Origin of the sequence: Vibrio sp. ZF 223, from assembly GCF_003050585.1 — a bacterium.
GTDB classification, from domain to species: Bacteria; Pseudomonadota; Gammaproteobacteria; order Enterobacterales; family Vibrionaceae; genus Vibrio; species Vibrio crassostreae.
In genome coordinates this window covers 172,814-197,298 of record NZ_PIGB01000007.1, presented here as the reverse complement: position 1 = coordinate 197,298, position 24,485 = coordinate 172,814, and the positions used below count along the sequence as shown (strand labels likewise).

At 44.7% G+C, this 24,485-nt stretch carries 24 protein-coding genes and 1 pseudogene; 15 read left to right on the top strand and 10 right to left on the bottom strand.

Translation table 11 applies throughout. From position 1 onward, the window contains the following. Positions 1–112 precede the first annotated feature (112 nt). Positions 113–1,009: a LysR family transcriptional regulator gene (locus CWO13_RS15065; RefSeq protein ID WP_108020333.1), complete on the top strand. Its 897-nt coding sequence runs from the start codon at positions 113–115 to the stop codon at positions 1,007–1,009. Positions 1,010–1,058: 49 nt separating this feature from the next. Here the strand turns inward: CWO13_RS15065 and CWO13_RS15060 are convergent, their stop codons facing one another. Next, positions 1,059–1,673: a TetR/AcrR family transcriptional regulator gene (locus tag CWO13_RS15060; protein WP_102432624.1), complete on the bottom strand. Its 615-nt coding sequence runs from the start codon at positions 1,671–1,673 to the stop codon at positions 1,059–1,061. A 200-nt stretch (positions 1,674–1,873) separates the two neighbouring features. Between CWO13_RS15060 and CWO13_RS15055 the strand changes: the two genes are divergently transcribed. The 7 genes from CWO13_RS15055 (at position 1,874) to cyoE (ending at position 11,602) form a co-directional block, all read left to right on the top strand. Continuing rightward, positions 1,874–2,989, top strand: a complete 1,116-nt coding sequence (locus CWO13_RS15055) for an efflux RND transporter periplasmic adaptor subunit (RefSeq protein WP_107898745.1) — start codon at positions 1,874–1,876, stop codon at positions 2,987–2,989. 8 nt (positions 2,990–2,997) lie between these two features. Then, positions 2,998–6,096, top strand: coding sequence for an efflux RND transporter permease subunit (locus CWO13_RS15050; RefSeq protein ID WP_108020334.1), 3,099 nt, complete (start codon positions 2,998–3,000; stop codon positions 6,094–6,096). 729 nt (positions 6,097–6,825) lie between these two features. After that, on the top strand, positions 6,826–7,722 hold the full coding sequence (gene cyoA / locus CWO13_RS15040; protein ID WP_080585195.1) for a ubiquinol oxidase subunit II: 897 nt from the start codon (positions 6,826–6,828) through the stop codon (positions 7,720–7,722). A 5-nt stretch (positions 7,723–7,727) separates the two neighbouring features. Beyond that, positions 7,728–9,806 carry a cytochrome o ubiquinol oxidase subunit I gene (gene cyoB, locus CWO13_RS15035; RefSeq protein WP_048669033.1) on the top strand — a complete coding sequence of 693 codons (2,079 nt, stop codon included), beginning with the start codon at positions 7,728–7,730 and terminating at the stop codon, positions 9,804–9,806. Beyond that, on the top strand, positions 9,796–10,413 hold the full coding sequence (cyoC, locus tag CWO13_RS15030) for a cytochrome o ubiquinol oxidase subunit III (protein WP_010439790.1): 618 nt from the start codon (positions 9,796–9,798) through the stop codon (positions 10,411–10,413). Before cyoB ends, cyoC begins: the two co-directional genes overlap by 11 nt. After that, the gene (cyoD, locus tag CWO13_RS15025; protein ID WP_010439794.1) at positions 10,413–10,724 is read left to right on the top strand and encodes a cytochrome o ubiquinol oxidase subunit IV; all 312 of its coding nucleotides are present in this window, start codon (positions 10,413–10,415) and stop codon (positions 10,722–10,724) included. Before cyoC ends, cyoD begins: the two co-directional genes overlap by 1 nt. An 8-nt stretch (positions 10,725–10,732) precedes the next feature. Then, complete coding sequence (gene cyoE, locus CWO13_RS15020; RefSeq protein WP_102432621.1) at positions 10,733–11,602, top strand: heme o synthase; 870 nt, start codon at positions 10,733–10,735, stop codon at positions 11,600–11,602. A gap of 107 nt (positions 11,603–11,709) precedes the next feature. On the opposite strand, the gene CWO13_RS15015 is transcribed toward cyoE, so the two are convergent. Together CWO13_RS15015 and CWO13_RS15010 are read right to left on the bottom strand one after the other, a co-directional pair. Beyond that, the gene (locus CWO13_RS15015; protein WP_012604427.1) at positions 11,710–12,699 is read right to left on the bottom strand and encodes an efflux RND transporter periplasmic adaptor subunit; all 990 of its coding nucleotides are present in this window, start codon (positions 12,697–12,699) and stop codon (positions 11,710–11,712) included. Continuing rightward, entirely contained in the window at positions 12,699–13,310 is a 612-nt protein-coding gene (locus CWO13_RS15010; RefSeq protein WP_102480741.1) for a magnesium transporter, read from the bottom strand. The genes CWO13_RS15015 and CWO13_RS15010 overlap by 1 nt, the downstream gene beginning before the upstream one ends. Positions 13,311–14,326: 1,016 nt before the next feature. Here CWO13_RS15010 and CWO13_RS15005 point away from each other — a divergent pair. The 4 genes from CWO13_RS15005 to CWO13_RS14990 all read left to right on the top strand — a co-directional run bounded on the left by CWO13_RS15005 (position 14,327) and on the right by CWO13_RS14990 (position 17,945). Then, positions 14,327–15,262 (top strand): LysR family transcriptional regulator, encoded by a 936-nt coding sequence (locus tag CWO13_RS15005; RefSeq protein ID WP_102432619.1) that lies wholly within the window; start codon positions 14,327–14,329, stop codon positions 15,260–15,262. Positions 15,263–15,478: 216 nt separating this feature from the next. After that, positions 15,479–15,856, top strand: a complete 378-nt coding sequence (gloA, locus tag CWO13_RS15000; protein ID WP_107898747.1) for a lactoylglutathione lyase — start codon at positions 15,479–15,481, stop codon at positions 15,854–15,856. A gap of 14 nt (positions 15,857–15,870) precedes the next feature. Continuing rightward, a complete protein-coding gene (locus CWO13_RS14995; RefSeq protein ID WP_107898748.1) occupies positions 15,871–16,968 on the top strand; it encodes an alkene reductase in 1,098 nt (365 codons plus the stop codon). Positions 16,969–17,078: 110 nt separating this feature from the next. Beyond that, positions 17,079–17,945 (top strand): DMT family transporter, encoded by an 867-nt coding sequence (locus CWO13_RS14990; protein ID WP_057621756.1) that lies wholly within the window; start codon positions 17,079–17,081, stop codon positions 17,943–17,945. A 64-nt stretch (positions 17,946–18,009) separates the two neighbouring features. On the opposite strand, the gene CWO13_RS14985 is transcribed toward CWO13_RS14990, so the two are convergent. Both CWO13_RS14985 and CWO13_RS14980 read right to left on the bottom strand, forming a co-directional pair. Then, complete coding sequence (locus CWO13_RS14985) at positions 18,010–18,438, bottom strand: MarR family winged helix-turn-helix transcriptional regulator (RefSeq protein ID WP_048658261.1); 429 nt, start codon at positions 18,436–18,438, stop codon at positions 18,010–18,012. 17 nt (positions 18,439–18,455) lie between these two features. Further along, a complete protein-coding gene (locus tag CWO13_RS14980; RefSeq protein ID WP_107898749.1) occupies positions 18,456–19,097 on the bottom strand; it encodes a cytochrome b/b6 domain-containing protein in 642 nt (213 codons plus the stop codon). Positions 19,098–19,249: 152 nt separating this feature from the next. Between CWO13_RS14980 and CWO13_RS14975 the strand changes: the two genes are divergently transcribed. After that, the gene (locus CWO13_RS14975) at positions 19,250–19,672 is read left to right on the top strand and encodes a c-type cytochrome (protein WP_107898750.1); all 423 of its coding nucleotides are present in this window, start codon (positions 19,250–19,252) and stop codon (positions 19,670–19,672) included. A gap of 130 nt (positions 19,673–19,802) precedes the next feature. Here the strand turns inward: CWO13_RS14975 and CWO13_RS14970 are convergent, their stop codons facing one another. The 3 genes and pseudogenes from CWO13_RS14970 to CWO13_RS14960 all read right to left on the bottom strand — a co-directional run bounded on the left by CWO13_RS14970 (position 19,803) and on the right by CWO13_RS14960 (position 21,564). Beyond that, entirely contained in the window at positions 19,803–20,297 is a 495-nt protein-coding gene (locus CWO13_RS14970; protein WP_048658268.1) for a peptidylprolyl isomerase, read from the bottom strand. A 202-nt stretch (positions 20,298–20,499) separates the two neighbouring features. Beyond that, positions 20,500–21,096, bottom strand: a pseudogene (locus CWO13_RS14965) (thiol:disulfide interchange protein DsbA/DsbL); the annotation flags it as partial. Positions 21,097–21,189: 93 nt separating this feature from the next. After that, positions 21,190–21,564, bottom strand: coding sequence for a hypothetical protein (locus CWO13_RS14960; protein WP_102432614.1), 375 nt, complete (start codon positions 21,562–21,564; stop codon positions 21,190–21,192). Positions 21,565–21,851: 287 nt separating this feature from the next. Here CWO13_RS14960 and CWO13_RS14955 point away from each other — a divergent pair, with 287 nt between their 5' ends. Continuing rightward, the gene (locus CWO13_RS14955; protein WP_258185093.1) at positions 21,852–22,838 is read left to right on the top strand and encodes a glycosyl transferase family protein; all 987 of its coding nucleotides are present in this window, start codon (positions 21,852–21,854) and stop codon (positions 22,836–22,838) included. Positions 22,839–22,937: 99 nt separating this feature from the next. On the opposite strand, the gene CWO13_RS14950 is transcribed toward CWO13_RS14955, so the two are convergent. Together CWO13_RS14950 and CWO13_RS14945 are read right to left on the bottom strand one after the other, a co-directional pair. Beyond that, positions 22,938–23,222 (bottom strand): hypothetical protein, encoded by a 285-nt coding sequence (locus tag CWO13_RS14950; protein WP_107898752.1) that lies wholly within the window; start codon positions 23,220–23,222, stop codon positions 22,938–22,940. Between the two features lie 190 nt (positions 23,223–23,412). Further along, positions 23,413–23,646, bottom strand: coding sequence for a hypothetical protein (locus CWO13_RS14945; RefSeq protein ID WP_107898753.1), 234 nt, complete (start codon positions 23,644–23,646; stop codon positions 23,413–23,415). A 304-nt stretch (positions 23,647–23,950) separates the two neighbouring features. Between CWO13_RS14945 and CWO13_RS14940 the strand changes: the two genes are divergently transcribed. After that, positions 23,951–24,367: a CBS domain-containing protein gene (locus CWO13_RS14940; protein ID WP_048658272.1), complete on the top strand. Its 417-nt coding sequence runs from the start codon at positions 23,951–23,953 to the stop codon at positions 24,365–24,367. The last annotated feature ends 118 nt before the right edge of the window (positions 24,368–24,485 follow it).

Genomic DNA, 24,485 nt, shown 5'->3' with positions numbered 1-24,485 from the left:
GCCATTCTCGTTTGTTGTTGAGATTTATATTGCCTGTTGAAATAGATATTACCTGTAAAAAACAGACAGGAAAGTTCATAATATTGCCATTAACTGTCAGGATTTTAGACAGATGAGATTAAAGACCACCCTCGACCAATGGCAAACACTCTATGAGATAGACCGTGCTGGCAGCATTCAGGCGGCGGCACTGCAATTGAATAAGAGCCACACCACGCTGATTTATGCGTTGAGAAAACTGGAAGATCAATTGGGCGTGTCTTTGGTTCAGGTTGAAGGTCGAAGGGCAGTGTTATCGGAAGATGGCAAAGCCTTATTGCGTAGGGCGAGCAGCATGCTGGAACAAGCGCGAGAGCTTGAGCTGATCAGTGAGCAGTTAGCAAAGGGTGTGGAATCTGAAATTGTGGTCGCAGTTGATCACCTATGCTGCCTTGAGCGTCTTTATAAGCCGATGGCTGCGTTTATGGCAGAGAACAACACCACTTCAATCCAAGTGGTTGAAACATCCTTGTCGAAGACCACTGAAATGGTCACTCAAGAACGAGCCGATGTTGCCATCATCAACCTGCCAATTACCAATTACTCGGCCGAAGCCTTTGGGTTTACCAATATGGAGCCCGTTGTAGCCAGTTCGCACCCGTTGGCTAACGTGTCATCCATATCGCTCAACCAGTTGTCGTCGCTACCACAAATAGTGGTGAGAGATTTAGGCTCGGTTGAAAAACTGGGCGAGAAAAAGGATGTGGGTTGGTTGAAGTCGAGCCAGCGTATTACGGTCGATAATTTTGACCACGCCTTTGGAGCGGTAGAGCAGGGTGTAGGGTATTGCAGGCTACCTAAACATATTGTCGATAGCCGAGGAAGTGACAAGCTCACTGTGTTGAACGTGGAAAATGGCAGTGGCTATCAAGTGCCGCTGCATCTGACTCTGCCGAAAGGTGCGAAGACAGGCCCAGCCGCAAAACGTTTCTACGAACTGCTTCTTGAATCAGCCCAGAATGCGAACTAAGTGCTATGAGAAACTTAACTATGAACTATGAGTTATGAGCTATGAGCTATTAACGAGGCTGGTTGCCGTTCAAGAATAGCGCGACACATTCACGAGTGTAGTGAAGCCTTTCTTCTTCTGACTCGCCGCTATCGTGGCCGAAGAACGACCAATACGCCGACTTACCATGAAACATCAGCAACAGTTGACGTGCCGCTATGATTGGCGAGCTTGTAGAAGAGAGCGTTAAGTCGCCAGACTCTATCTTTGTCTGCAAGTAATCAGCGAGTAACTTAGTGGTCTTCTGTGGCCCTGTTTCTAAATAAATAGAGGCAATTTCTGGGTGCGTGTTGGATTGACTCACCGCGTTCTGAAAGGTTTGTCGAGACTGTTCATCAAGTAACAAATCCTGAAACTTCACACCAAATTTCACCAACTCATCACCCACCGCCGCATTCATATCAAAGGCAGCAGGGCTAAGTTCGCGCTCTGCACACTTGGTTTGCATGCAGGTTTCGAAAAGTTCGTCTTTATTTTTAAAGTGAGAGTAGACCGTTTGCTTGGAAACGTTCGCCGCTTTGGCTATCTGATCCATATTGATCTTGAAGCCATGCTCAGAGAAAAGCTGGCTTGCTGCGGTTAAGATCTGCGATCTCTTCTGTTCACTCTTGATGATTTTAGTCACGTGCTGTTTCTCATTGCTTGGTACTTGGTGTTGCTCAGTTCAATGCATTTCGTTCTGCGTTAAGCATTATGCTTTTTGTGATGGTTTTATCAATCATTAACGATGAAACTTACTTTTAACACAATCAAACTAGACAGTCTAGTTTGGTTTGGTTAGTCTAAAAAAAGAATAGGATTGAGTACCGCATAGGAACAGGAAGTATGTATAAATTGATGAAAGGAAGTGCGGTGGCGTTGTCTCTATCGGCTTTTCTTGTTGGATGTGGCGAAAAGGAACAAGCCCAAGATTCGGTTGATTCAACCAATCAAACGGCTTCGAGCGTCCAAACCATTTTAACTGTAGAAACGATGGCCTTAGCGCTGTCTTCCTCTTATGCAGTGCAGCGTGAATATGTTGGTGTGGTTAAGGCAGGTCAGCAAGCTAATTTAGGTTTCGAGCTGGCAGGTAAAGTGAATGAGATTCTGGTTGATGTCGGTGACATAGTAACCGAAGGTCAACCCCTTATTCGATTAGACACTCAACTGTTACAGACTGAATCGAGCCAGCTAAAAGCGCAAGCAGAAGAAGTGAAAGCTCAACTGAGCCTTGTTGCGGCGAACCTAAAACGTCAACGTTCATTGAAAGCGAAAGGCTTCAGTGCCGAAGCGGAGATTGATTCACTAACCAGTGAGCAACGTGTGTTACAGGCTAACTTACTGCGCATTGACGCCTCGGTAAAAGGTAACGACCTAAAATTGGTTAAATCGACGATTCTTGCGCCGTATTCGGGCACCATCGCAACGCGTTTTGTATCGCTCGGCGATGTGGTCAATGTCGGCAATCCAACTCTTACATTGCTGGCATCGGAAGGCAAAGAAGCCTTCATCGGTATTCCTGCTCACCAAATGCAAAAAGTCACCTCACTTTCTTCCCCTAACATTCGAGTTGGACGTACAGATTATGCCGTGGAGCTGTTGAATCCGGGAGCCATGGTCGACACGCAATCCCGGAGTGTCGGCTTACGTTATCTTTTCCCCGAACAAGCGTCTGTTTTAGAAGGTCAACTTGCGTACCTTAAATTTGATGAACAGATTGATGAGCAAGGTTACTGGGTGCCATTAACGGGTTTGATTGATGGCTTGCGCGGTGTGTGGAATATCTTTGTGATTGGCGATGGCAACAAGGTTGAACGTAGAAGTGTTCAAGTGTTGTTTGCTAACAATCAACAAGCGTACGTGAGTGGTGCGATTGAAGATGGTGAGCAGGTTATTGCGAGTGGTTTACATCGCTTGGTTCCGGGCCAAACCGTGAAGCCAGTAAGCACTGCTGCTGAATAGGGAATAGTATGAAAATCATAGAGACTATTTCCAATACTCGACTGCTCATCTTGATGACGGCGCTACTGATGGTGAGTGGTATTTCTGCGTTCATGACACTGCCTCGTGCAGAAGACCCAGTAATCATCAACCGTTATGCAAACATCACAACCAGCTTTCCCGGTGCCAGTGCCGAACGTGTAGAAACCTTGGTCACTGAGGTGATTGAGAACAAACTGCGTGAGCTGAGTGAAGTTAAACTGGTGAGCTCAACCTCAAGGCCGAGCGTGTCGATTGTCACGCTAGAGCTTAATGACACCATCACTGAGCCCGAACCCGTCTGGTCGCAAGCGCGTGACAAGCTATCTGATATCGAATCCATTTTACCTGCGGGTGCGCATTCTCCCGATCTCGATAGCGACCATACCTATGCTTTCACGACCATCGCATCTCTGACTTGGTCTGGCGCAGGTGAGCCTGACCGTTTAACTCTCGGGCGTTATGCCAAAGAGCTCGCCAAGTGGTTACGAACGTTGTCGGGTACCGAATTCGTTGATGAATACGGTATGCCGCAAGAAGAGATTCAAATCAGTTTACGTACGGCCGATGCCGCTGCTTTAGGGCGTTCAAGTGCCAATATCGCCGAATCGTTGGAAGGGGCAGATGCTAAGAACTCGGCGGGTGAACTGGTCAGTGCGTATTCACGTTTTGGTTTAGAGATTGAATCAGAACTTGATTCCATTGAACGCATCAAGCAAGTCCCAATTGCCACCGACAGCAATGGCCACATCATCCGTATGGAAGATATTGCTTCTGTGAAACGTGGTGAAAAAAAACCACAAGACCAAATTGCCATTATTGATGGTGAGCCGGGAGTCATTGTCGCGGCAAGAATGCACCCTGATCTGCGTGTTGATAACTGGACGTCTCGAGCCAACGCGCTGATTAGCAAGTTTGAGCAAGAGTTACCAAGTAACGTTAAGGTGACTGTACTATTTAATCAGCAAGGTTATACCGAGACTCGCTTAGACGATTTAGGCAAGAGCTTGATGATCGGTTTCGGTCTGATTTTGATTGTTCTATTTGTCACTTTAGGCGTGCGTGCCGCGATCTTAGTGGCAATTTCTCTGCCGTTAACCTCATTGTTGACCCTGTCGATCATGAAAATGACCGGTGTACCGATTAACCAAATGTCGGTGACAGGCCTAATTGTAGCGCTGGGGATCATGGTCGATAACGCGGTGGTGATGGTCGATACTATTCAGGCATATCGCTTGAAAGGGCAACACAGAGCGGAAGCGACCATGAATGCGTTGAAGCACTTGTGGGTGCCGTTATTAGGCTCAACCTTAACTACCGTGTTGGCGTTTGCCCCGATTATTTTGATGCCGGGTGCATCGGGTGAGTTTGTCGGTGGTATTGCGATTACCGTTTCGTTCTCGTTGATAGGTTCTTATGTGATTTCGCATACCTTAATTGCTGGCTTAGCGACCAAGTTACTGCCGAAGCAACTCAGCGACGTTGATAAGAAAGGGCAACATCATTGGTATATGACAGGCTTAAGAATTCCTGCATTAACACGTTGGTTCTCATCTTCTGTTCGCTTTGGTGTCACGCATCCAATCATTACTATTGCTTTGGTGTTGTTGGTTCCGTTTACTGGCTACTGGAGTATGTCTCAACTGACTGAGCAGTTCTTCCCGCCATCAGACCGAGACATGTTTGAGATTCAGGTATACATGCCACCTCAAGCCAGCATTTATGCGACGAAAAATACCTCGGAAAAAATAGACGACATCATTCATCGCTATCCAGAAGTGGAGCGCATTGATTGGCTAGTGGGTGCTAACTTCCCATCTTTCTATTACAACTTGCAAGCAAGGCAAAACAACGCGCCTTACTTCTCACAAGCGATGGTTAAAACAGAGAACTTTGACCAAGCCAACGCACTAATCCCTGAGTTGCAAAAAGTGCTAGATAACGAGGTGCCGGAAGCACAAATCTTGGTACGAAAGCTTAATCAAGGGCCTCCATTTACTGCGCCCGTTGAGCTGCGTGTTTATGGTGAAAACCTCGATACATTAAAAGCGATTGGTGAAGATGTTCGACTGATTCTGGCAGGTGTGCCTCATGTGACTCACACACGAGAAACACTGCAGCCGGGTACGCCGAAGGTGTGGTTGAAGGTTGATGAGGACACTGCGAAACTTAACGGGATTTCACTCAACCAATTTGCAGGTATGCTGCAAACTACGCTAACAGGCCGTGAAAGTGGCTCTGTGATAGAGGGCAGTGAATCGGTACCAATCCGTGTTCGTGTTGCAGATGATGCGCGTGAAAACTTAGCGCATCTGAGTAACATTCGTTTGCCGATTAGTTCTGATGTTTACTCAACGGGGATTAACGTTTCAACTTTAGCAGAGCTTGAACTGACGACCAGTCGCGGCGCGATTACTCGTCGTAACGGACAACGAGTGAATACCATTGAAGGCTACATTGAAGCGGGCGTCTTACCACAAACCGTCCTTAACGAGTTCCAAAAACGCTTAGAAAGCTATGAGATGCCATCGGGTTATACGATTGGTTTTGGTGGTGAATCAGCTGAGCGTGACAATTCAGTCAACAGCCTTATTTCGAATGTCGCCGTTGTGGTGGTATTGATGGTGTTAGTGGTGGTGATGTCGTTCAACTCGTTCCGAATGAGTAGCATCATCTTCATGGTGGCAGGATTAGCTGGTGGCCTAGGGTTGCTGTCGGTGTGGATCTTCGGGTATCCATTTGGCTTTACGGTGATCATCGCTATGCTCGGGATTGCGGGCTTAGCGATTAACGCTGCTATCGTGATTCTGACGGAATTGAAACTCGATGAACAAGCTTCATCCGGTAATGTGGATGCGGTAGTTGAGGCGGTGATGTCGTGTACGCGTCATATCAGCTCAACCACGATAACAACCGTTGGCGGTTTTATGCCATTGATCATCGCTGGTGGTGGCTTCTGGCCTCCGTTCGCGGTCGCGATTGTTGGCGGAACGGTATTAACCACGCTTATTTCTTTCTACTTTGTGCCTGTGGTTTATCATTTAATGACTAAAAACCAGCGTAAGAAAGTCGTCATAGCAACAGCATAATCCCTCTCTTAAGGACGATTACTCCTCTCCTTTGAGGGGAGCAATACTCACTGAAATACATCAAAATACTCATCAAATCGGCTTTTTAGATCGATCTTTTCCATTGTTTTTCGGTACCTCACTGGCATTATTATCAATGAAAAGTAGTGTGTTATTCGAATATCTAATGGGTTGCTGTCTGAAGTGATGTCTTTTCTAAATACCTTTAAAATCGTATGTGAATTCATAAATTTGACATGTGTCACACTTTACTTAATTCGCTCTTTCTAATGTAATCAATCATTGTTGCTTCTACTGCGTGTTTACTTTTCTCTCTCCCGTTTCGCTTTAATCCTTTTCCGCACATGGCTCAACTCGTGTGGCACGTATATGGTGTGCGTCTGAATTGCATCAATTTCCCACATCTTACTTTCATAACTGGAAGGTTAGTTTCCAAGTTTGTTTGGTGAGCTTTCAATTTCAACTCCTCATAATGCGCCAAATGTAACAATGTATTTCAAAGTGTAACAATTAAGTCATATTTTTTGTGTGGTTTTAACTGTGCGGCAATGTTTCGGCTACGCTGTGCTGTCGTTTTAATTCGGCAGTTTTAACTGTACTGAGAAGGGTTTAATTCAGTTTCGCTTTGAGATGCGTCGTTTCACATGCTCAACACATAAATATTCTAATGACCATGACAACCAGTACTCGGGCGTTCGTTCTGAGGCTGGATAACCATCGAGAAAGTTAATGGAAGCTTCAAGATATAAACGCATTTTATCGAGAGCAAATCTGTCGAGGATTGGTTTGGTGGGAACCGTCCTGATGCTCGAAGGATGCAATTCAGCATTGCTCGACCCAAAAGGTAGCGTTGGCGTTCAGGAAAAGGAGCTAATTATTACTGCTCTGTTGCTGATGCTGATTGTAGTCATCCCCGTGATTCTGATGACCATCTACTTTGCTTATAGATACCGTGAAAGCAACACCACAGAAGAGTATGCACCTGACTGGGCGCACTCAACCAAGATTGAAATAGTGGTATGGACGATTCCAATCATCATTATTGCGATTCTGGCCACCATCACTTGGCGAACAACACACGAACTGGAGCCTTCCAAGCCTCTGGAGAGTGACGTTAAGCCTATGGTGATCGAAGTTGTCTCTCTGGACTGGAAATGGCTGTTCATCTATCCGGAGCAAAACATTGCGACGGTTAACTATGTTGCGTTCCCGAAAGATGTACCGGTGACGTTTAAGCTGACTTCAGACAACATCATGAACGCGTTCTTTATCCCGCGTCTTGGTTCGCAGATTTATGCGATGCCGGGAATGGTGACCAAGCTGAACTTGATTGCTAACCATGAAGGCGACTTCAAAGGTTTTGCATCGAACTACAGTGGTAAAGGGTTCTCTCAAATGAAATTCACCGCATCAGCAATGCCTGACCAAGTGGCGTTTCTAAACTGGGTGGAAAAAGTGAAGGCTAGCCCAGACCGTATTGAAGATTGGGAGCAGTTCCGTTCATTGGCTGCGCCAAGTGTTGCTGAACCTGTGACTTTTTTCTCCAGTATCCCACCATTTTTATTCACTGATGTCGTGACCCAGCACCCTGGTTCAATGAACTGTTTGCCGGAAACCCAAGGATAATCGTCATGTTTGGAAGATTAACTCTAGACTCAATTCCCTACCACGAACCCATTATTGTAGTCACTTTAACCATGATTGCTTTGGTGGGTGCTTTAGTGGTGTTCGCGGTAACTAAAGCAGGTAAGTGGCAATACCTTTGGAATGAATGGTTTACGTCTGTAGACCACAAAAAACTGGGCTTCATGTACATTGCGGTTGCGATGGTGATGTTAGTTCGTGGCTTTGCTGATGCGGTAATGATGCGTAGTCAGCAATTGCTTTCTGCAGCCGGTGAGACGGGCTATTTACCGCCACATCACTACGATCAGATCTTCACGGCTCACGGCGTGATCATGATTTTCTTCGTAGCGATGCCATTGGTTATCGGTTTGATGAACATTATCGTGCCGCTGCAAATTGGTGCTCGTGATGTTGCATTCCCTTACTTGAATAACTTAAGCTTCTGGCTGTTTGTGGTGGGTATCATTCTAACCAACATGTCACTGGGCTTAGGTGAGTTTGGCCGTACGGGTTGGTTAGCGTATCCACCGCTTTCCGGCATTGAGGCAAGCCCGGGAGTAGGTGTCGATTATTGGATATGGGCACTGCAAATATCCGGTGTGGGTACCACACTAACGGGTGTGAACTTCTTTGCGACCATTTTGCGCATGCGTACTCCGTCTATGCCAATGATGAAGATGCCAGTGTTCACATGGGCATCTCTGTGTGCCAACATCCTGATCATCATCTCTTTCCCGATCCTAACTGTGACCATTGCGTTACTGACTTTGGATAGATACATCGGCACGCACTTCTTCACCAATGACCTTGGTGGCAACGTGATGATGTATGTGAACCTGATTTGGGCATGGGGACACCCTGAGGTGTACATCCTAATCTTGCCTATTTTCGGAGTGTTCTCTGAAGTTACTGCGACTTTCTCACGTAAAAAACTGTTTGGTTATACCTCACTGGTATGGGCGACGGTGGCTATCACTATTTTAGCGTTTGTGGTTTGGCTGCATCACTTCTTCACCATGGGTTCTGGCGCCAATGTGAATGCCTTCTTCGGCATTGCAACTATGATTATCTCTATCCCGACCGGGGTTAAGATCTTCAACTGGTTGTTCACCATGTACAAAGGTCGTATCCGCTTTACCACACCTATGTTATGGACGGTCGGTTTCCTTATCACCTTTACGGTGGGTGGTATGACAGGCGTATTGATGGCAGTTCCGGGCGCAGACTTTATTCTGCATAACTCGGTATTCCTGATTGCTCACTTCCACAACGTAATCATCGGTGGCGTAGTGTTCGGTTGTTTCGCTGCTATTGGTTACTGGTTCCCGAAAGCGACGGGTTTCACTCTGAACGAACTTTGGGGAAAACGCGCATTCTACTGCTGGATAATCGGTTTCTTGATGGCGTTCTTGCCGCTTTATGCTCTGGGCTTTATGGGCATGACGCGTCGTTTGAGCCAAGACATCAATCCTGAATTCTTCCCTCTACTGGCGGTTGCGGCTGCAGGTACGGGCGTGATTGCGATGGGTGTTGTTTGTCAGTTCGTTCAGATTTACGTGAGTGTTCGTGACCGCGACCAAAACCGAGATCTAACCGGTGACCCGTGGGGCGGACGCACATTCGAATGGGCAACGTCTTCACCACCGCCGTTCTACAACTTTGCAAAATTGCCTAAGGGCGATGAGATCGATTCGTTCTGGTATCAAAAGCAAAGTGGTGAGTTTGATCCAACTCAGGAAGAAGAATACGAACGTATTCACATGCCTAAGAATACACCGACAGGCATTTATGTGTCTGCATGGGCGTTGGCATTTGGCTTCGCAATGATTTGGTACATCTGGTGGCTAGCGGCGGCAAGCTTAGTGGGCATCGTGGTGACGTGTATTCAACACAGCTACAACGACGATGTGGACTACTACGTGGAAGTTGAAGAGATCAAAGCGATTGAAGCGGCTCGACGTGCACAGCTTGAAGAAGCTAAGAGACAGTCAGTGAAGGGCGACAACTCTGGTCGTGGTAACAGCGCTGACGGTGACAGTGATAACAACAATAAAGATGATTTGGAGACGACGTATGCAAGCTAATACTCCGTCACACACTTATGATCTTGCACACTCGCATGATCATCACCACGAAGCTGCGGGTAACAAGTTGTTTGGCTTCTGGGTTTACTTGATGAGTGACTGTGTCCTGTTTGCCACACTTTTCGCGACTTATGCCGTGCTTGAGAGTGGTTCAATCGCAGGGCCTACAGGCAAAGACATCTTTGAACTGCCGTTCGTGTTTGTCGAAACCATGATGCTGCTGTTCAGTAGTATCACCTTTGGCTTTGGCATGATTGCAATGAAGCGCAAAGACGTTACGGGACTGAAGCGATGGATCAAAGTTACTTTCGTATTGGGCTTAGCCTTTATCTGTATGGAAGTGTATGAGTTCCATCACTTGATTGCAGAAGGTTATGGTCCTCAAGAGAGTGCGTTCCTTTCTGCGTTCTTTACCTTGGTTGGCACACACGGGTTGCACGTAACGTTTGGTCTGATTTGGATGGCAGTGGCGTATCACCAGCTTTCAACCAAAGGCTTGAACGACAACATGTCGATGCGTTTCCAGTGTTTAAGCTTGTTCTGGCATTTCCTTGATATCGTTTGGATTTGTGTATTTACCATTGTGTACTTAATGGGGGTGATGTAATGGAACAGCATCTAGACAGCGGTGCAACGGATTATGTGAAAGGCTTTATTGCGTCACTAATTCTGACCATTATTCCGTTCTACATCGTGTGGTCACATGCGCTACCAAGCACGGAAACTTACGTGATCTTGTTCGGTTGTGCGCTGGTGCAAATCTTTGTGCACTTTAAGTACTTCTTGCATATGGAAGCGAAATCTTCCGATGGGCGTTGGAACTTGGTGTCACTGATGTTTACCGCCATCGTTGTATTGATTCTTATCGCTGGCTCGGTATGGATCATCTACAACATGAACGTCAACATGAAGTTGTAGGCTAGGGTATGCTGAAAAGATATCTGTCTATTACCAAACCGGGCATCATTTTCGGCAACCTGATTTCTGTTGCGGCGGGGTTCTTCCTCGCCGCAAAAACAGAACCAGCCAGTGCGATGTTGTTACTGACAACATTAGCGGGTGTGGGACTTGTGATTGCATCAGGTTGTGTGGTCAACAACATCTTTGACCGAGATATCGACCAGAAAATGAAACGAACCCAGAACCGTGAATTGGTTCAGGGCAACATCAACACAGACGTCGCATTTATCTATGCGTTAGTCATGTTGTTGGCAGGCACGGCGTTGCTGTTTCAATTCGTTAATCCGATGTCTGCGGTGGTGGTGTTGCTTGGTTATGTGTTCTACGTTTTTTTCTACACCATGTGGTACAAGCGTAATTCAGTTTACGGCACCTTAGTGGGCAGTATTTCTGGCGCGGTTCCACCATTGGTTGGCTACCTTGGCGTGACGAACTACCTGAGCTTAGAATCCGTTCTGCTGTTCATCATGTTCTGCTTATGGCAAATGCCACACTCGTATGCGATTGCGATGTTCCGCATTCAAGACTACCGAGATGCAGGCATTCCCGTGTTACCGGTTAAAGAGGGTGTGGATAAGGCCCACAAACATATGAAAGCGTATGTGGTCGCTTTTGGCGCGGTTGCTCTGGGGTTATTTTTACTCGGAGAGGCGGGTTATGAATACCTAGCCGTGTCGGCAGCCGTTTGCTTTATGTGGACCAAAGTGACGTTCCGTAAGGTCGACTGCCTCAACTACATTCAGTGGTCAAAGACTGTGTTTAAGGTGTCCCTGCTGGTGGTAATGAGCATCAGTGGTGTGCTGGGACTGGAGTTGATTCCACTGCCTTTTTCGTAAGGTTGGAACAAGATTAACCTATCAAGCAGTTCGCACCAATAATATAAATACCCCGACGAGCGGGGTATTTTTGTTTATCTTCTATCCAACTCTTACGCGTAACTTGTTTACCAAGCCCCTAAGTATGACTTGTAAGATTGTAGGCGAACGGTTGCTGCGCCAATCACATCAATGAAGCCCCAGAATGGGTGTGGCTTCTCAGCCGAGATCCAAGCCGCGCCAGTTGAACCAATCGGGATGTTGTAACCTTCTGGTTCGATGATCTCAAGTACGATAGTACGACCTAAACCATTGCCGTTTCTTACTACGTGTTGACCGACACTTTGTGGCCCCTGAAGTGGAGAAATACTCGACTCACCGGTACCTGCATTAAAGCTGTGTACTTTTGCCCGGAACACGTGACCTGGATAAGCGTCTACGAAGAACTCAGCAAAGTCACCCACTTGAACATAGCCGTAAGTTTGGTCAGAGATGCGCATCTCTAAGAACTTTTTGCTGGTGTTGTAAAGGTGCATATTCCCCATTACCGAGCCTTCCGCAATGTTCACGATAGAGACTTGGCCATCAAATTCAGCTCGAATGGTTTTCTTCTCTTGTGCCCAGTTAACTTTCTGCAAGTCGGCTTTTAATGACACAAGTTCAGCGTGCAGCACTCGAAGATCGGAGTCGTATTTTTCCACGTCACGCATATTGAAGATTTCAGGTGACGTTTCAGCGCGCTCTAAGTCGCGATTCATTTGCTTGATCTCTTCTTCTTTCTGAACAATTGAAGATTCGATCTTTGCTTTGTCTGCGGCAGAATCAATGTCGACGAGTGTGTAAATTACGTCGCCTTCTTTAACCATTTGGTTGTGTTCAACAAGCACTTGGTCGATCTGCTGACCAAAGATAGGTGACATCACCGCGTGTGGTGCTTTAACTGTGGTTGAGTTGGTTAAATCAACGGGTGCCCACAAGCGAGAGATAACTGCTAATACCGCAAGAATCGTTACACCGCCAATGGCAGCCCATGTGTAGTTTTTGAAATTCTTCTTAAGTGCGCCTGTCGCAAACAGTGACCATACAATTAGGATGTATGGAATCATCATCTCTTTCATTATGCGACCTCTTTATTTGTTGGAGTCTTTTCTTTTGAAGGCTGAGCTTCTGAAGACTGTTCTACTGGAGATTGTTTCGTTTGAGACGGCTCTGTTACCGATTCTTCAGGTGATACGTGGACTACGGCGGCCTCTGTACTTGTCGCATCTTGTTTAGGCTGTACACCACGGCGAATTACATCACTCAGTGATTGGCCAATATGTTTCCAGTTCGCCAATGCGATAACCAAGGCGATCACCCAGAATGTTTTGCTGATGAAGAGTCCGCAAAGTGATAGTGCAAACACGATCTGAACGTGAGCGCTCTTATGCTCTTTTGCTTTATGCACACCTAGTTCATGCAACTGCCACATGCCGTAAACACCGGCTAATACCACAGCAATGGTCACTGAGAACAAGTAGCCAGAGAAGTACTCCATCTGGAAGAAGTTCATCATCATTTCATTGGGATGATTGTTGAATTGAGACATGTCGATGTCTTTAGAATGGATTGTGCCTAACGGTGCAAGAGCCCATGCACCAGCAAACATCACCGCCATAAACAGGCAGAATTTAATCAAGACCATTACAATGGCCCAGATTTTCTGGAAAACGAGTTTTATAAAGTTCATATCTCAACCTACATCAATAAGAAGAGAGAATTTGCAGCCTAGAAGTGACCTTTAATGACATCTTAAAAAGTAGATGTCTATTATGTGGGTAGATTGGTACGCATAATAAACAAAAGTAATAGATGCTATTTAAAGTGATACTACTCAGTCCAGACAACCGATTCTCGGTATCAAGAAGCGAATATGCTCCCTTACAAATCAATCTTATTATTTGTCAGTAGACGCAAACAGAATGGTAATTAGACTATCGACTTAACCTTCGTAGCGACTGTCTTTATTATGGGCTGCGCCTCGACCATAGAGGGCTGTTTCATGATAATTGACATGCCACAGTAAACATTTGTCATTTTTCTGTTTGGGCTAATAATTGATTTGCTGGCAGGATAATAGGAAGAGTTTTGAGCAGTATCTACCCAGTATACCGATTTAATAATATCGTAATTACGATGAATTGGCATGGCGCAAAATCGGCAAGTTGAATTATTTGCTAGTGCTCAAATTCGGCTTTAAAACATTGTTAATTAAATTGGCTTGGATCAATGAAATGACTAATAAAAGCATCAATAAGAGAGTTGATAGAATTTGTCTTTTTACACGCTTTTTACAATAAAAAGAGTAATACGAATGAATGATGAATTATATACGTACGACAATAAAATTCATTTGTCAGAAACTATTCATGAAACCTTAAGAAAAACATTAATGATACGCTCAGTATATGATTGTGGCTATTAACAAGAACATCTTCTTTGAGCGCTGAATTAAAAATATTGTAGCTATAATTATTTAGATGTATACCTCATTCACTCTGAACACAGTGTCATGACAAGCGACACAATAGTCCGTTTTATCATTGTCATTAGAGCGTCACTAATTGGCGAGGTTTCTCATCTAAAAGAGTAGTGTATCACGGGATATTAGTGTCTCAATTTATAACTTTAAATTTGAGATTCTTATTTTATGCTATCGTTTTTACGATAGCATAGTGCTTATGGCAGCCTTGAGAGTAATGATATATGAGTAACGACATTCCAAATTTCAATTTACTTGCTGTCTTTTCTGCGGTGATGGAGCAGGGGAGTTTAAGTAAAGCTGCTGATCAACTTAGTACCAATCAATCGACTATTAGTACTGCCTTAGCACGTTTAAAGAGTGATATTGGGCAGGAGCTTTTTGTCCGAAAAGGACGGGGGGTGGTGCCTACTGCATATTCTCAAAGCTTGTATGAGCAAATTAAAGCACCGATCAATGAGTTAAATGGTGTCTTTCAATCGATGACAAATTTTGATGAGCAAGTTTCTGAGCGTAAGTTTGTTATTTCTTCACCTGAACACCTTCAGTGGGTATTGCTCAATAGTTTTGCGGCTCTTCCAAATCAAAACCTCTCGCTTGAAGTCTATGATCAACCAGATAATGATGATCGTATCTATGAAAATCTTCTGACTCAAGAGTTTGATGCGATGATCGATATTTTGGTTCCTGAACATCCTAGCATCGCTAGCGAAACCTTGTATCAGGGAGATTTTGCCATTGTGTGTCGTGAGGGGCATCCACGAATTCAAGGTGAAATCAATGAAGCTCAGTTTATGACCGAAAAACATGCTGTTTTAGATCGAACTCGCCGTAAAGTTCGCAGTTTGAATCACTACACATCTTTAGATCTGTCCCAGCGTAAAATCGTATTTCATGGGCGTTCGCTGTTCAGTAATATCTTGCTGTGTAGCCAATCCGATTACATCACTGTAGTGCCTTTATCCATGGCCGTGCAGTTTCAAGAAAAGTTAAGTTTACAGCTGTTCAAGCCACCTTTTGAATATCAGCCGATGTCTCATTACCTGATTTGGTTGAAGAAGCAGAACAGCGACCCCGCTCATAAATGGTTTCGAGAGCAAGTGATTAATACATCTGATGCGATGTCGAAAACGCTTAAAGATAGGCGTTTGCGGTTTTAATTGAGAGTCGAAATCTAAGGGGAGCATTGGCTTCCCTTTTTTGTGTCTCTTAGTTTGTATTAGTCAATATGTTAATAACAAAAAATTATCACAATGAGAATTTATGATAATTTCATTTATTTGCTGTCAGCTCGTATATTCACCCTAACAAAGAAGTGGATAACCTCCACTCACGATTATATCGGCTCAGGTTACTGGGCTTAAAAAGGGTGAAATATGAAATTCCTACACACAATGATTCGAGTTGCTGATCTAGACAAGTCTATTGAGTTCTACACCAAGGTATTGGGTATGAAAGAACTTGAGCGCCATGACAATAACGATTACCGCTACACATTGGTTTTTGTTGGTTATGAGCAAGGCGGCACCACCATCGAACTGACTTACAACTGGGATACCAACGAGTACGAAATGGGCAATGCATTTGGCCATTTGGCATTGGGTGTGGAAGATATTTACGCGGCATGTGACAAGATTAAATCGCTGGGTGGCAATGTGACTCGTGAAGCGGGCCCTGTAAAAGGTGGTTCAACACACATCGCTTTTATCACTGACCCAGACGGCTACCAAATCGAACTGGTTCAACTAGGTTAATCGAGGAAATAACAATGACAAACGCACTATTTCAACCAATTCAACTTGGTAATATCGAACTAAAAAACCGTATTGTTATGCCTCCGATGACTCGCTCTCGTGCAACGCAACCTGGTAATTCAGCAAACGACATGATGGCGGCTTACTACGCTCAGCGCGCTTCTGCAGGTTTGATCATCGCTGAAGGCACACAAATTTCACCTATGGGCCAAGGTTATGCTTGGACACCAGGTATCTACTCTCAAGAACAAATTGCTGGTTGGAAAAAAGTAACCGATGCCGTACATGAAAAAGGCGGCGTTATTTTCGCTCAGCTTTGGCATGTAGGTCGTGTAACACACCCAGACAACATCGGTGGTGAACAACCAATTTCATCTTCAGCTATCAAAGCGGAAAACGTAAAAGTCTTCATCGATAACGGCACTGATGAGCCGGGTTTTGTTGACGTGGTTGAACCTCGTGAAATGACGAAAGAAGACATCAAAGAAGTGGTTGAGCAATATCGTCAAGCAGCCCTTAACGCAATCGAAGCAGGCTTTGATGGCATTGAGCTTCACGCAGCAAATGGCTACTTGATTAACCAATTCATTGATTCTGAAGCAAACAACCGTACCGATGAATACGGTGGTTCAACTGAAAACCGCCTGCGCTTCTTAGGTGAAGTGGTTGAAGCGATGGTTGAAGCGATTGGTGCTGACCGTGTTGGTGTTCGTCTTGCTCCGTTTACTTCGTTAAATGGCACGGTTGATGCGACGCCAGTTGAAACTTACACAGCGGCAGCCGCGTACCTAAACCTATACAAGATCGTTTACCTCCACATCGCAGAAGTAGACTGGGACGATGCGCCTGAAACGCCAAAAGCGTTCAAAGCTGCGGTTCGTGAAGCATTCAAAGGTGTGCTGATTTACGCAGGTAAATACGACAGTGGACGTGGCGAGCGAGCAGTCGCAGAAGGCGTGACAGATATGGTTGGCTTTGGTCGTCCATTTGTAGCAAATCCAGATTTGCCAGCTCGTATTCAAAATGGTTTTCCTCTAGCTCCGCACGATCCAAATACTCTGTTTGGCGGTGCTGAAAAAGGCTTAACGGATTACCCAGAATACGCAGGCTAAAAACTGCTGCCTGAAACAGAGTATTAAGATAGTATCTTGATCCTGTTGAGAGTTTATAAAAAGCAACCTTGCAGAGCCTGGTTGCTTTTTTGTTATTGGAACGAATAAAAATGATGAACGTGAAAGCAATGCGTGGCGAGCTTTACCTCTTGTGTGCCACTTTACTGGCAGGGGTAGGATGGATTGCATCTAAGCTTGTGGTCATGGAAATGCCGGGACCTGTGTTCATTGGTGTGCGTTTTGTTGTCGCGAGCCTGATTCTACTGCCATTCTGTATTCATCATATTCGCAATCTCTCATTTAAGCAGATCCTGTCATTGTGCGGTGTCGGCTTACTCTTGTCTGCCTCACTTCAGGTGTGGGTGTTTGCGGTTTCGGTAACGGAGAGTTTATCGGAAGGGGCATTTATCATGAGCCTCGCGATGATCATTGCGCCATTCGTCTCTTGGGTTCTGTTTCGAGTAAAGCCTAATCGCGCATTTTGGATGTCATTCCCTATCGCGATCCTTGGTATGTTACTGCTTACCCTCACCAATGGTTGGCATGTTGAACAAAGTCAGATCTACTTCTTGTTGGCTTCTATGTTGCTATCCATTCACTTTGTGATGAACAAGCGTGTGATCACCAATATTAAGCCTATCGCATCAATCTGTGTGCAATTGTTTGTTGTGGGTGTGAGTGGTTTAGCCTTTGCTTCTATGACAGCTCAGCCGGAGTTCGAAATCACCAAAACCTTAGTGTTCTGGTTTATCGTATCTGCGGTGATCGCAACGTCTATTCGTTACTTGTTGCAAACGGTCGGTCAGCACTCCGTGAACATGGAAGTGGCGGCATTGATCATGATTCTTGAGCCAGTGTGGACATTGTTACTGAGTGTCAGCATGTTGGGTGAAACAGTTGAGGTACAAAAGCTGGTCGGTGGAGCGGTGATCATTGCTTCGCTGTTTTGCTATATCAAATGGTCGCGGAAAAAATAAACCCTCGTTCAGGGCGAGGGTCTTATTCAGTTTCTAAGTGGTTACTTTAGCGTGAGCTATTGATCTAGACAGCTGCGACCATTTTTTTAAGTAAACCGATCATCTGTTGCTGCTCTTTTGCATCAAGCGAGGCCATTAGCTCTTCATTCAACTTCACAGGGATGGGTATTAACACTTCTTCAAGTGCTTTACCTTTCTCTGTTAGGTAGATTCTAAAAGAGCGGCGACTGTGTGGATCTACTCTACGCTCTACCAGTTCAAGCTTTTCCAACTTATCTAATGTTCGTGTTGTCGTTGAGTTTTCTACTTTCGACTTAGCGGCAATATCACGCTGGGTAACGCCTTCTTCTTCCCATAAACACATCAAGGTTGGCCACAATGCGATGCTTAAGCCGTGTTTCTTTAGCTCAAGGTCGAAATCTTTGGTCGCTTTGTTGGCGATAACATTGATCATCCATCCAAAACTATTCTGTCTATCAAACTCTTCTGGCATTGGTTAGCCCCTAATTCTTATGACATAACAACTATTGTCATCGTAACTAATACCGATGCAATTAGCACCAACAATGCTTTTCTATTTGATGAGAAAGCCAATTGAGTGCCATTTCCGGAATGAGCGGTAGATAACGATTGATTTTGTTTGCCTGTGATCATAGCGAGCACTAAAGGCTTTGAACGCAGTTTGTAGGTCAAGATAGCCAATAAATGCAGTGCTACAAAAGCGATTAACATACGTGCGGCAATAGTATGAGCTGTGCCGAGTAGGTCAAAAACATCGTCTGTGATGATGATTTCTGAATATGGCAATGTGTCGAAGAACCCAGCTATCGCTAGGCCAGTTATGCATTGGGCGAATAAGGTTGTAATCATCCCCACAACCATCCAAGCACCTAGAGGATTATGCCCCGGCTTAGGTTGAACTCGGTCTCGTAAGTACAGCCAAGCAGATCGAGGTGAGCTCATAAACTGCGAAAAACGGCTGGTATCGCTACCAATCATTCCCCAGACCAAGCGCCAAAGAATCAAACTAAACAGTGCTAGCCCTAGATAAATGTGTGGGCCATTGCCACTAAAGCCTGATGCCGCTAGACCAATGAATAGTGTGGCTTGTAGCCAGTGGTACAGTCGAGTCGGTAGATCCCAAATTTTCATTGTTCAATTTCCTGCTTGTCATTTTTCAAAGTGAGGTTAATTTACACAACAATAGTTGCGCGCGCAACTGTTGTTGTGTAAATTAAATGCATCTCATCGATTCCCGATTGAAAGATCAACAAATCAACCGACCAATGAACAGGAGTGACACTATGAAAAAACTGACTATCGCTTTACTTATCGCCGCGCCAGTAATGGCTATTGCTGCAACTGAAGTTGTGAATAATCGCCAACAGGCTTTCAGCTCAATTGAAAAACTCAATAAACAAGTGTCTTCAGAATTAGGAAACCGAAATACAGATTGGAAAAAGGTTGAGGAGTTAAGTGAAATGTTGGTGGAACATGGTGATGTCTTGAACGCGAGTTTTGCTGAAGCTGATACAGGAGGTAAGGCCAAGAAGGAGGTTTGGAGCAAGCCTGAGAAATTTAACCAACTGATGTTGCAGATGAATCAAGGCTTTGCAGAGGTTTACCAAGCGAGTGTTGAACAAGACTTGTTGAGTGCAGAGCGAGGGTTAACTTCTGCGAATAAGACGTGCAAAGGATGTCACCGTACTTATCGTTCTCGTTGGTAACGATTCTAACAACGAGCTTTGAATATAGGTGGTAAAGTCGACCCCTTACCACCATAGTCCTATCGCGCAGCCTTCTTTTCTTTGTGCAATCAATTCGAATGCACTAGGGGCGGGAAAGTACGTGAGTGAATTAGTCGCGAACAGTGACTTTAGTAATCACAATATCTTCGCAAGGTACATCTTCATGTCCCCAACGAATGGTCGTTGGCGCGGCTGCGATCTTGTTTACCACATCCATACCTGCCGATACTTTACCAAATACAGCGTAACCCCAGCCTGCGTTGGTTGTTGAGGTGTGATCGAGGAAATCGTTGTCATCAAGGTTGATGAAGAACTGTGCCGTTGCAGAATGTGGTGCATCAGTACGAGCCATCGCTACAGAGCCAATCACGTTCTTTAAGCCACGGTTTGCTTCGTTGACGATGGGTGCGCGAGTTGGTTTTTCTGTCATGTCGATAGTGTGCCCACCACCTTGAATCATGAAACCTTCAATAACACGGTGAAATGTCGTGCCTTCGTAGAAGCCATCTTGGCAGTATTTAAGGAAGTTTTTCGATGTTACTGGCGCTTTTTCAAGGTTCAGTTCAATTTCAATGTCGCCAAAGTTTGTGGTCAGAATGATCATAAAGGTCCCAATATTTGAGTGTTAATACTTTGAAGGCTACAGCACAGTGGTTAGCTTATTTGAGTGCAGTATATGAAAAATTGTGGAGGATGCCAGTTAACAATGCTTCCCAAGCGGATTTATGGGAATGGTGAGTGGCTAGGGAGACTTCATATATAAGAAAGCCAGCGATGAATCACTGGCTTTGAGATGAAAAACGGACTTAGAGCGTTAGTAGGTAATTCACTAGTTGGTTGTACTCTTCGTAGCTCTTGATTTGATCCGGTTTCACGATGTATTTGTTGTTAACCAGAACTCCAGGAACACCTGTTAGTGTGCTTTGCTCAAACTCTTTATCGAAACGTTTTTGCATCGAGTTCACTGCAAAGCTGTTGTATGCTGCATCAAACTTCTTCGCATTGATACCGTTATCAATGAAAACGTCACGCAGTTCTGCTTCATTTTTTGGTGTTTGTTGCTTCTCATGGATCTGAGCAAACATGGCAGGAACCATGCTTTCTTCAGCGTCTAGCGCAACCATGGTCGCGTAAGCCTTCGCCATTGGCACTGCCATGTTGTTACCCATAAAAGCGACGTGCACTTTTTGGAAGCTTGCTGACTTTGGCAAGTCTGCTTTTAGGTACTTAATGACCCCTTCAAACTTGTAACAATGTGGGCAGTAGAAAGAGAAAAATTCGGTAACGACAGGCTTGTCGGCCTTTGCTACATCAAGGATTTTGTAGTGCGTGCCTTCTTCAAATTGTGCGGCGTTTACTGAAGCGCTTAAGAGTAGAGCAGCAAAGAGGCTAAATAGTTTTTTTCATGTGTTAATTTCCTAAATTCGGATGTCATTTGATACAGCAAAAATGCTGTTATAACTTGGTGGCAGAGATTGCCAAACAGGGACAAACGATTAGGAAATAGGGGGGCGGTATGGCGCTTGTGGTGCAAAAATCGCTTTGTGCGAAGATTCTTTTTCTATCAGTGCCAGTGATTCAATCTGCGGTTCGAAAGATTCAGAAACGATAAGTGGTGGCATTTTCAGTAGACAGACCGATCCACAGCAGTGGTGCTCAACGTTGGATTGTACGCTGGAAAAAGGTGTTGGGGCGCTCTCTACAGAACTGATGTTAGAAGCAGAGAAAGATAAGCTATTGGCAGAAGTTGATTGAGCTTGGGGGGCTTGCAGAGCATTGCTGCTCGCGATGCTGTCCACACTAATGGTGGCCATTAGCATAGCGAAGAGCATGAAAGCGTGTACCCAAATTTTGTTAATCAACTTTGGCATCAATTCTTAGTCTTGGTATATGAACGTGTGTTGGTGCGAATAAAATTGTGCAACCGCTAACCGTAAAATAGGTAAAGTGCAAACGTTCCGATAATACACGACTTGTTTCAGCATCTCTAATCAAACCCGATGAAACTTGCCAGGGTTCTATTTTTGTTTGACCTATCAAGGTGCGCTGCATTCGTTAATTTTACCTCAATCCGTGTATTGATAATTAGGGAGCAGCTGTTGAATCGCTTTGCAATGGACTGCGGGTATCATAGAATCGAAAACGTATGCGAATTTTATTGATATCAACGGAAGAGAATAAACAATCAATGAGTAGTATTTTAGAGTGTATTCGTACAGTTGGACGAGGAGAAAGAGGGCGTAAGCCTTTATTGTTCGAACAAGCCTACCGCATCATGGATGAGTATTTAAGCGGAGAAGTCGGCGACGACCAAATGGCTATGCTACTGATGCTGATTCGTGTGCAGAATGAAACCAATGAAGAGATCGCTGGCTTTGTAAAAGCGTTTCAATCTCGAGTGCCAGATTTAGGTGCTGATATTGATTGGCCGTGTTATGCAGGTAAGCGTAACGATAACGCCAGTGGTAAACCTTGGAACTTGCTGGCAGCAAAAATCCTCGCTGACAGTGGTTATAAAGTCTTAATGCATGGCTACATGGACAAACCGAGCGGTAGGACACACGTTGAAAGCCATTTGCAAGATGTTGGTGTGCAAAGTGCAGAGAACCCTGAACATGCTAAGTCGATTCTTGAACAAGACGGCATTGCTTATTTACCGCTAGCTAACTTTGCTCCCGAAGCGCAAACCATGATCGGTTGGAAACACCGTTACGGATTAAGAACACCAATTAACACGGTAGTTCGAGCATTGAATCCCGGTGGTGGTCGTTTAGGTCTGCGTGGTAGTTTCCATCCTGGCTTCCCACAACTTCATGCGGAAGTTGAGCATGTCATTGGCAATAAATCCCACTCGGTGATTTCATTCAAAGGGATGAACGGTGAGTCGGAATATAATCCTAAAGTTAGCCAAACGGTGTGGATGAGCTCTCCTGATAAAGTCGAGTCGTTCTACTGGGAAGAGATGATGAACTTAGAACTGCCACTTCCTCGTCAATGTGTACTTGGTACGTCGACTGAAGAGATGGCGCTAATGGCGAATACCGTTGTCGACAGCATGACAGCTATTCTCTTTGCAGAAACGCACGATAAAACTGAGGCATATCAGAAAGCGGTGCGCTTGTGGCATGAGTATTGTGCGCGTTAGATGATGGTTTTTAACCAATCAGAGAAGGTCAGCGAGCGCTGGCCTTTTTTATGTTTGGGCATTAGCAAAGGGCTTTTTGCTAATGCCCAAACAATAGAGCTACTTCACTCGCATCAATCGATGCATTTTGTCTTCGAACTGAATCTCAATGACTTGTGAAATTTTCATTTTCTCAACTCGTTCAAGCATTACTGCTTGATAGGCTCGCTTCTTCATCCACTCTAACGGTTCTTTAAAGCCATCTTCATTAATCACAAATGACTGATCGGTAATAGAGTCTTCAAAGATATGAACCACCCAAATGCGTGATTGGAAATCCAATAACTCGCTAAAGTAGCTTTTTAACTTAGATAAGGAGTTAGAGAGATACGTTCGAGAAGACATAGTAAACCGTATTTAGACAATGAAAATCGGCAAGGGCACCGTCTGATCATTATAGCCTTTACCCGTTAGGCTTGTCAGGGCGAATTCGGCAGCCATTATGGCTAATGCTAATGCTAATGCTAATGCTAATGCTAATGCTAATGCTGCTGTGGCTGCCAGTTCGTGATTAACCAAACCAGTGTCGGACTCACTATTTTACGAATAGGCCGAAGTCGATCTCTTGCTCTCTTTGATACTTCACCAGCTTCACTTTTAGGTCGTGTTTTGCTGCTAAGTCAATGGCTAAGCACGACATGCGTTTTATCTCATCAACGCAGCTTGAAATAAGCGGTTTTTCTTGATTATCTATAGTGGCGATGAGTGTGTTTTCTGTGCCGTCGTTATCTGCATAAACATACGCGTACATGTTGTTGTCGTGTTGCATAAACTTCCTAAATCCGGATTTCTAATTATTAGTGCGGAGAAGATTACAGGGTTTATCTACTCAGGCTAGTTCGGCTAAGTAAGGTTAAGCAAGGGAAAGTAAGGCTTTGTAAGGGCTCTTTTTTTTCCTTTTTTCTGGTGGTCTAAAACGTGCTCAAGCCTTTGTTTGTCTCGCTTTGTTGTCTTGTTAGGTTTTGCCTATCAATAAAATTGTTGAAATCCATTTAGTAAAATCAAGATTTTAGACAACAATTAACTTAACAAGATAGAAAAATATATAACGCAAAGTATTTAGGGAGAACGCAATGCATTCTATTAAAGTGAAAGATTACATGACGCAGCAGGTTGTGACATTTACTCCTGATATGCCGTTAAGTCTAGCGTTAGACAAAGTGATGCGTAGCCACCACATGGGTGGACCCGTAATCGATGATAACGAACAAGTGATAGGCTTCCTTTCTGAGCAGGATTTACTCGAGAAACTTGTGAAGGTCAGTTACTTCTGCCAAGACACACACCTTGTGGGTGATTGCATGCACCAAGAAGTACTGTCGGTGTCACCTGACTTATCCATTATTGAATTGGCGGACATGATGCAGGTGGGCAAACCTAAAGCATACCCTGTAATCGATAATCGAAAACTGGTGGGTATGATCACCAGAACCGATGTTTTGAGAGCAATCGGCAAGAACTTGGAAGAATGCTTCAAACATCAGGTATAGTAGCGTGTTAAGAACGATTATTTTTCTCAATACCCTCAATTGAAAAAAGGCGCACTAGCGCCTTTTTTATGTATAGCACTTTTCTTGGTCGATCCTTTCTTTGTGGATTCCTAGCCTG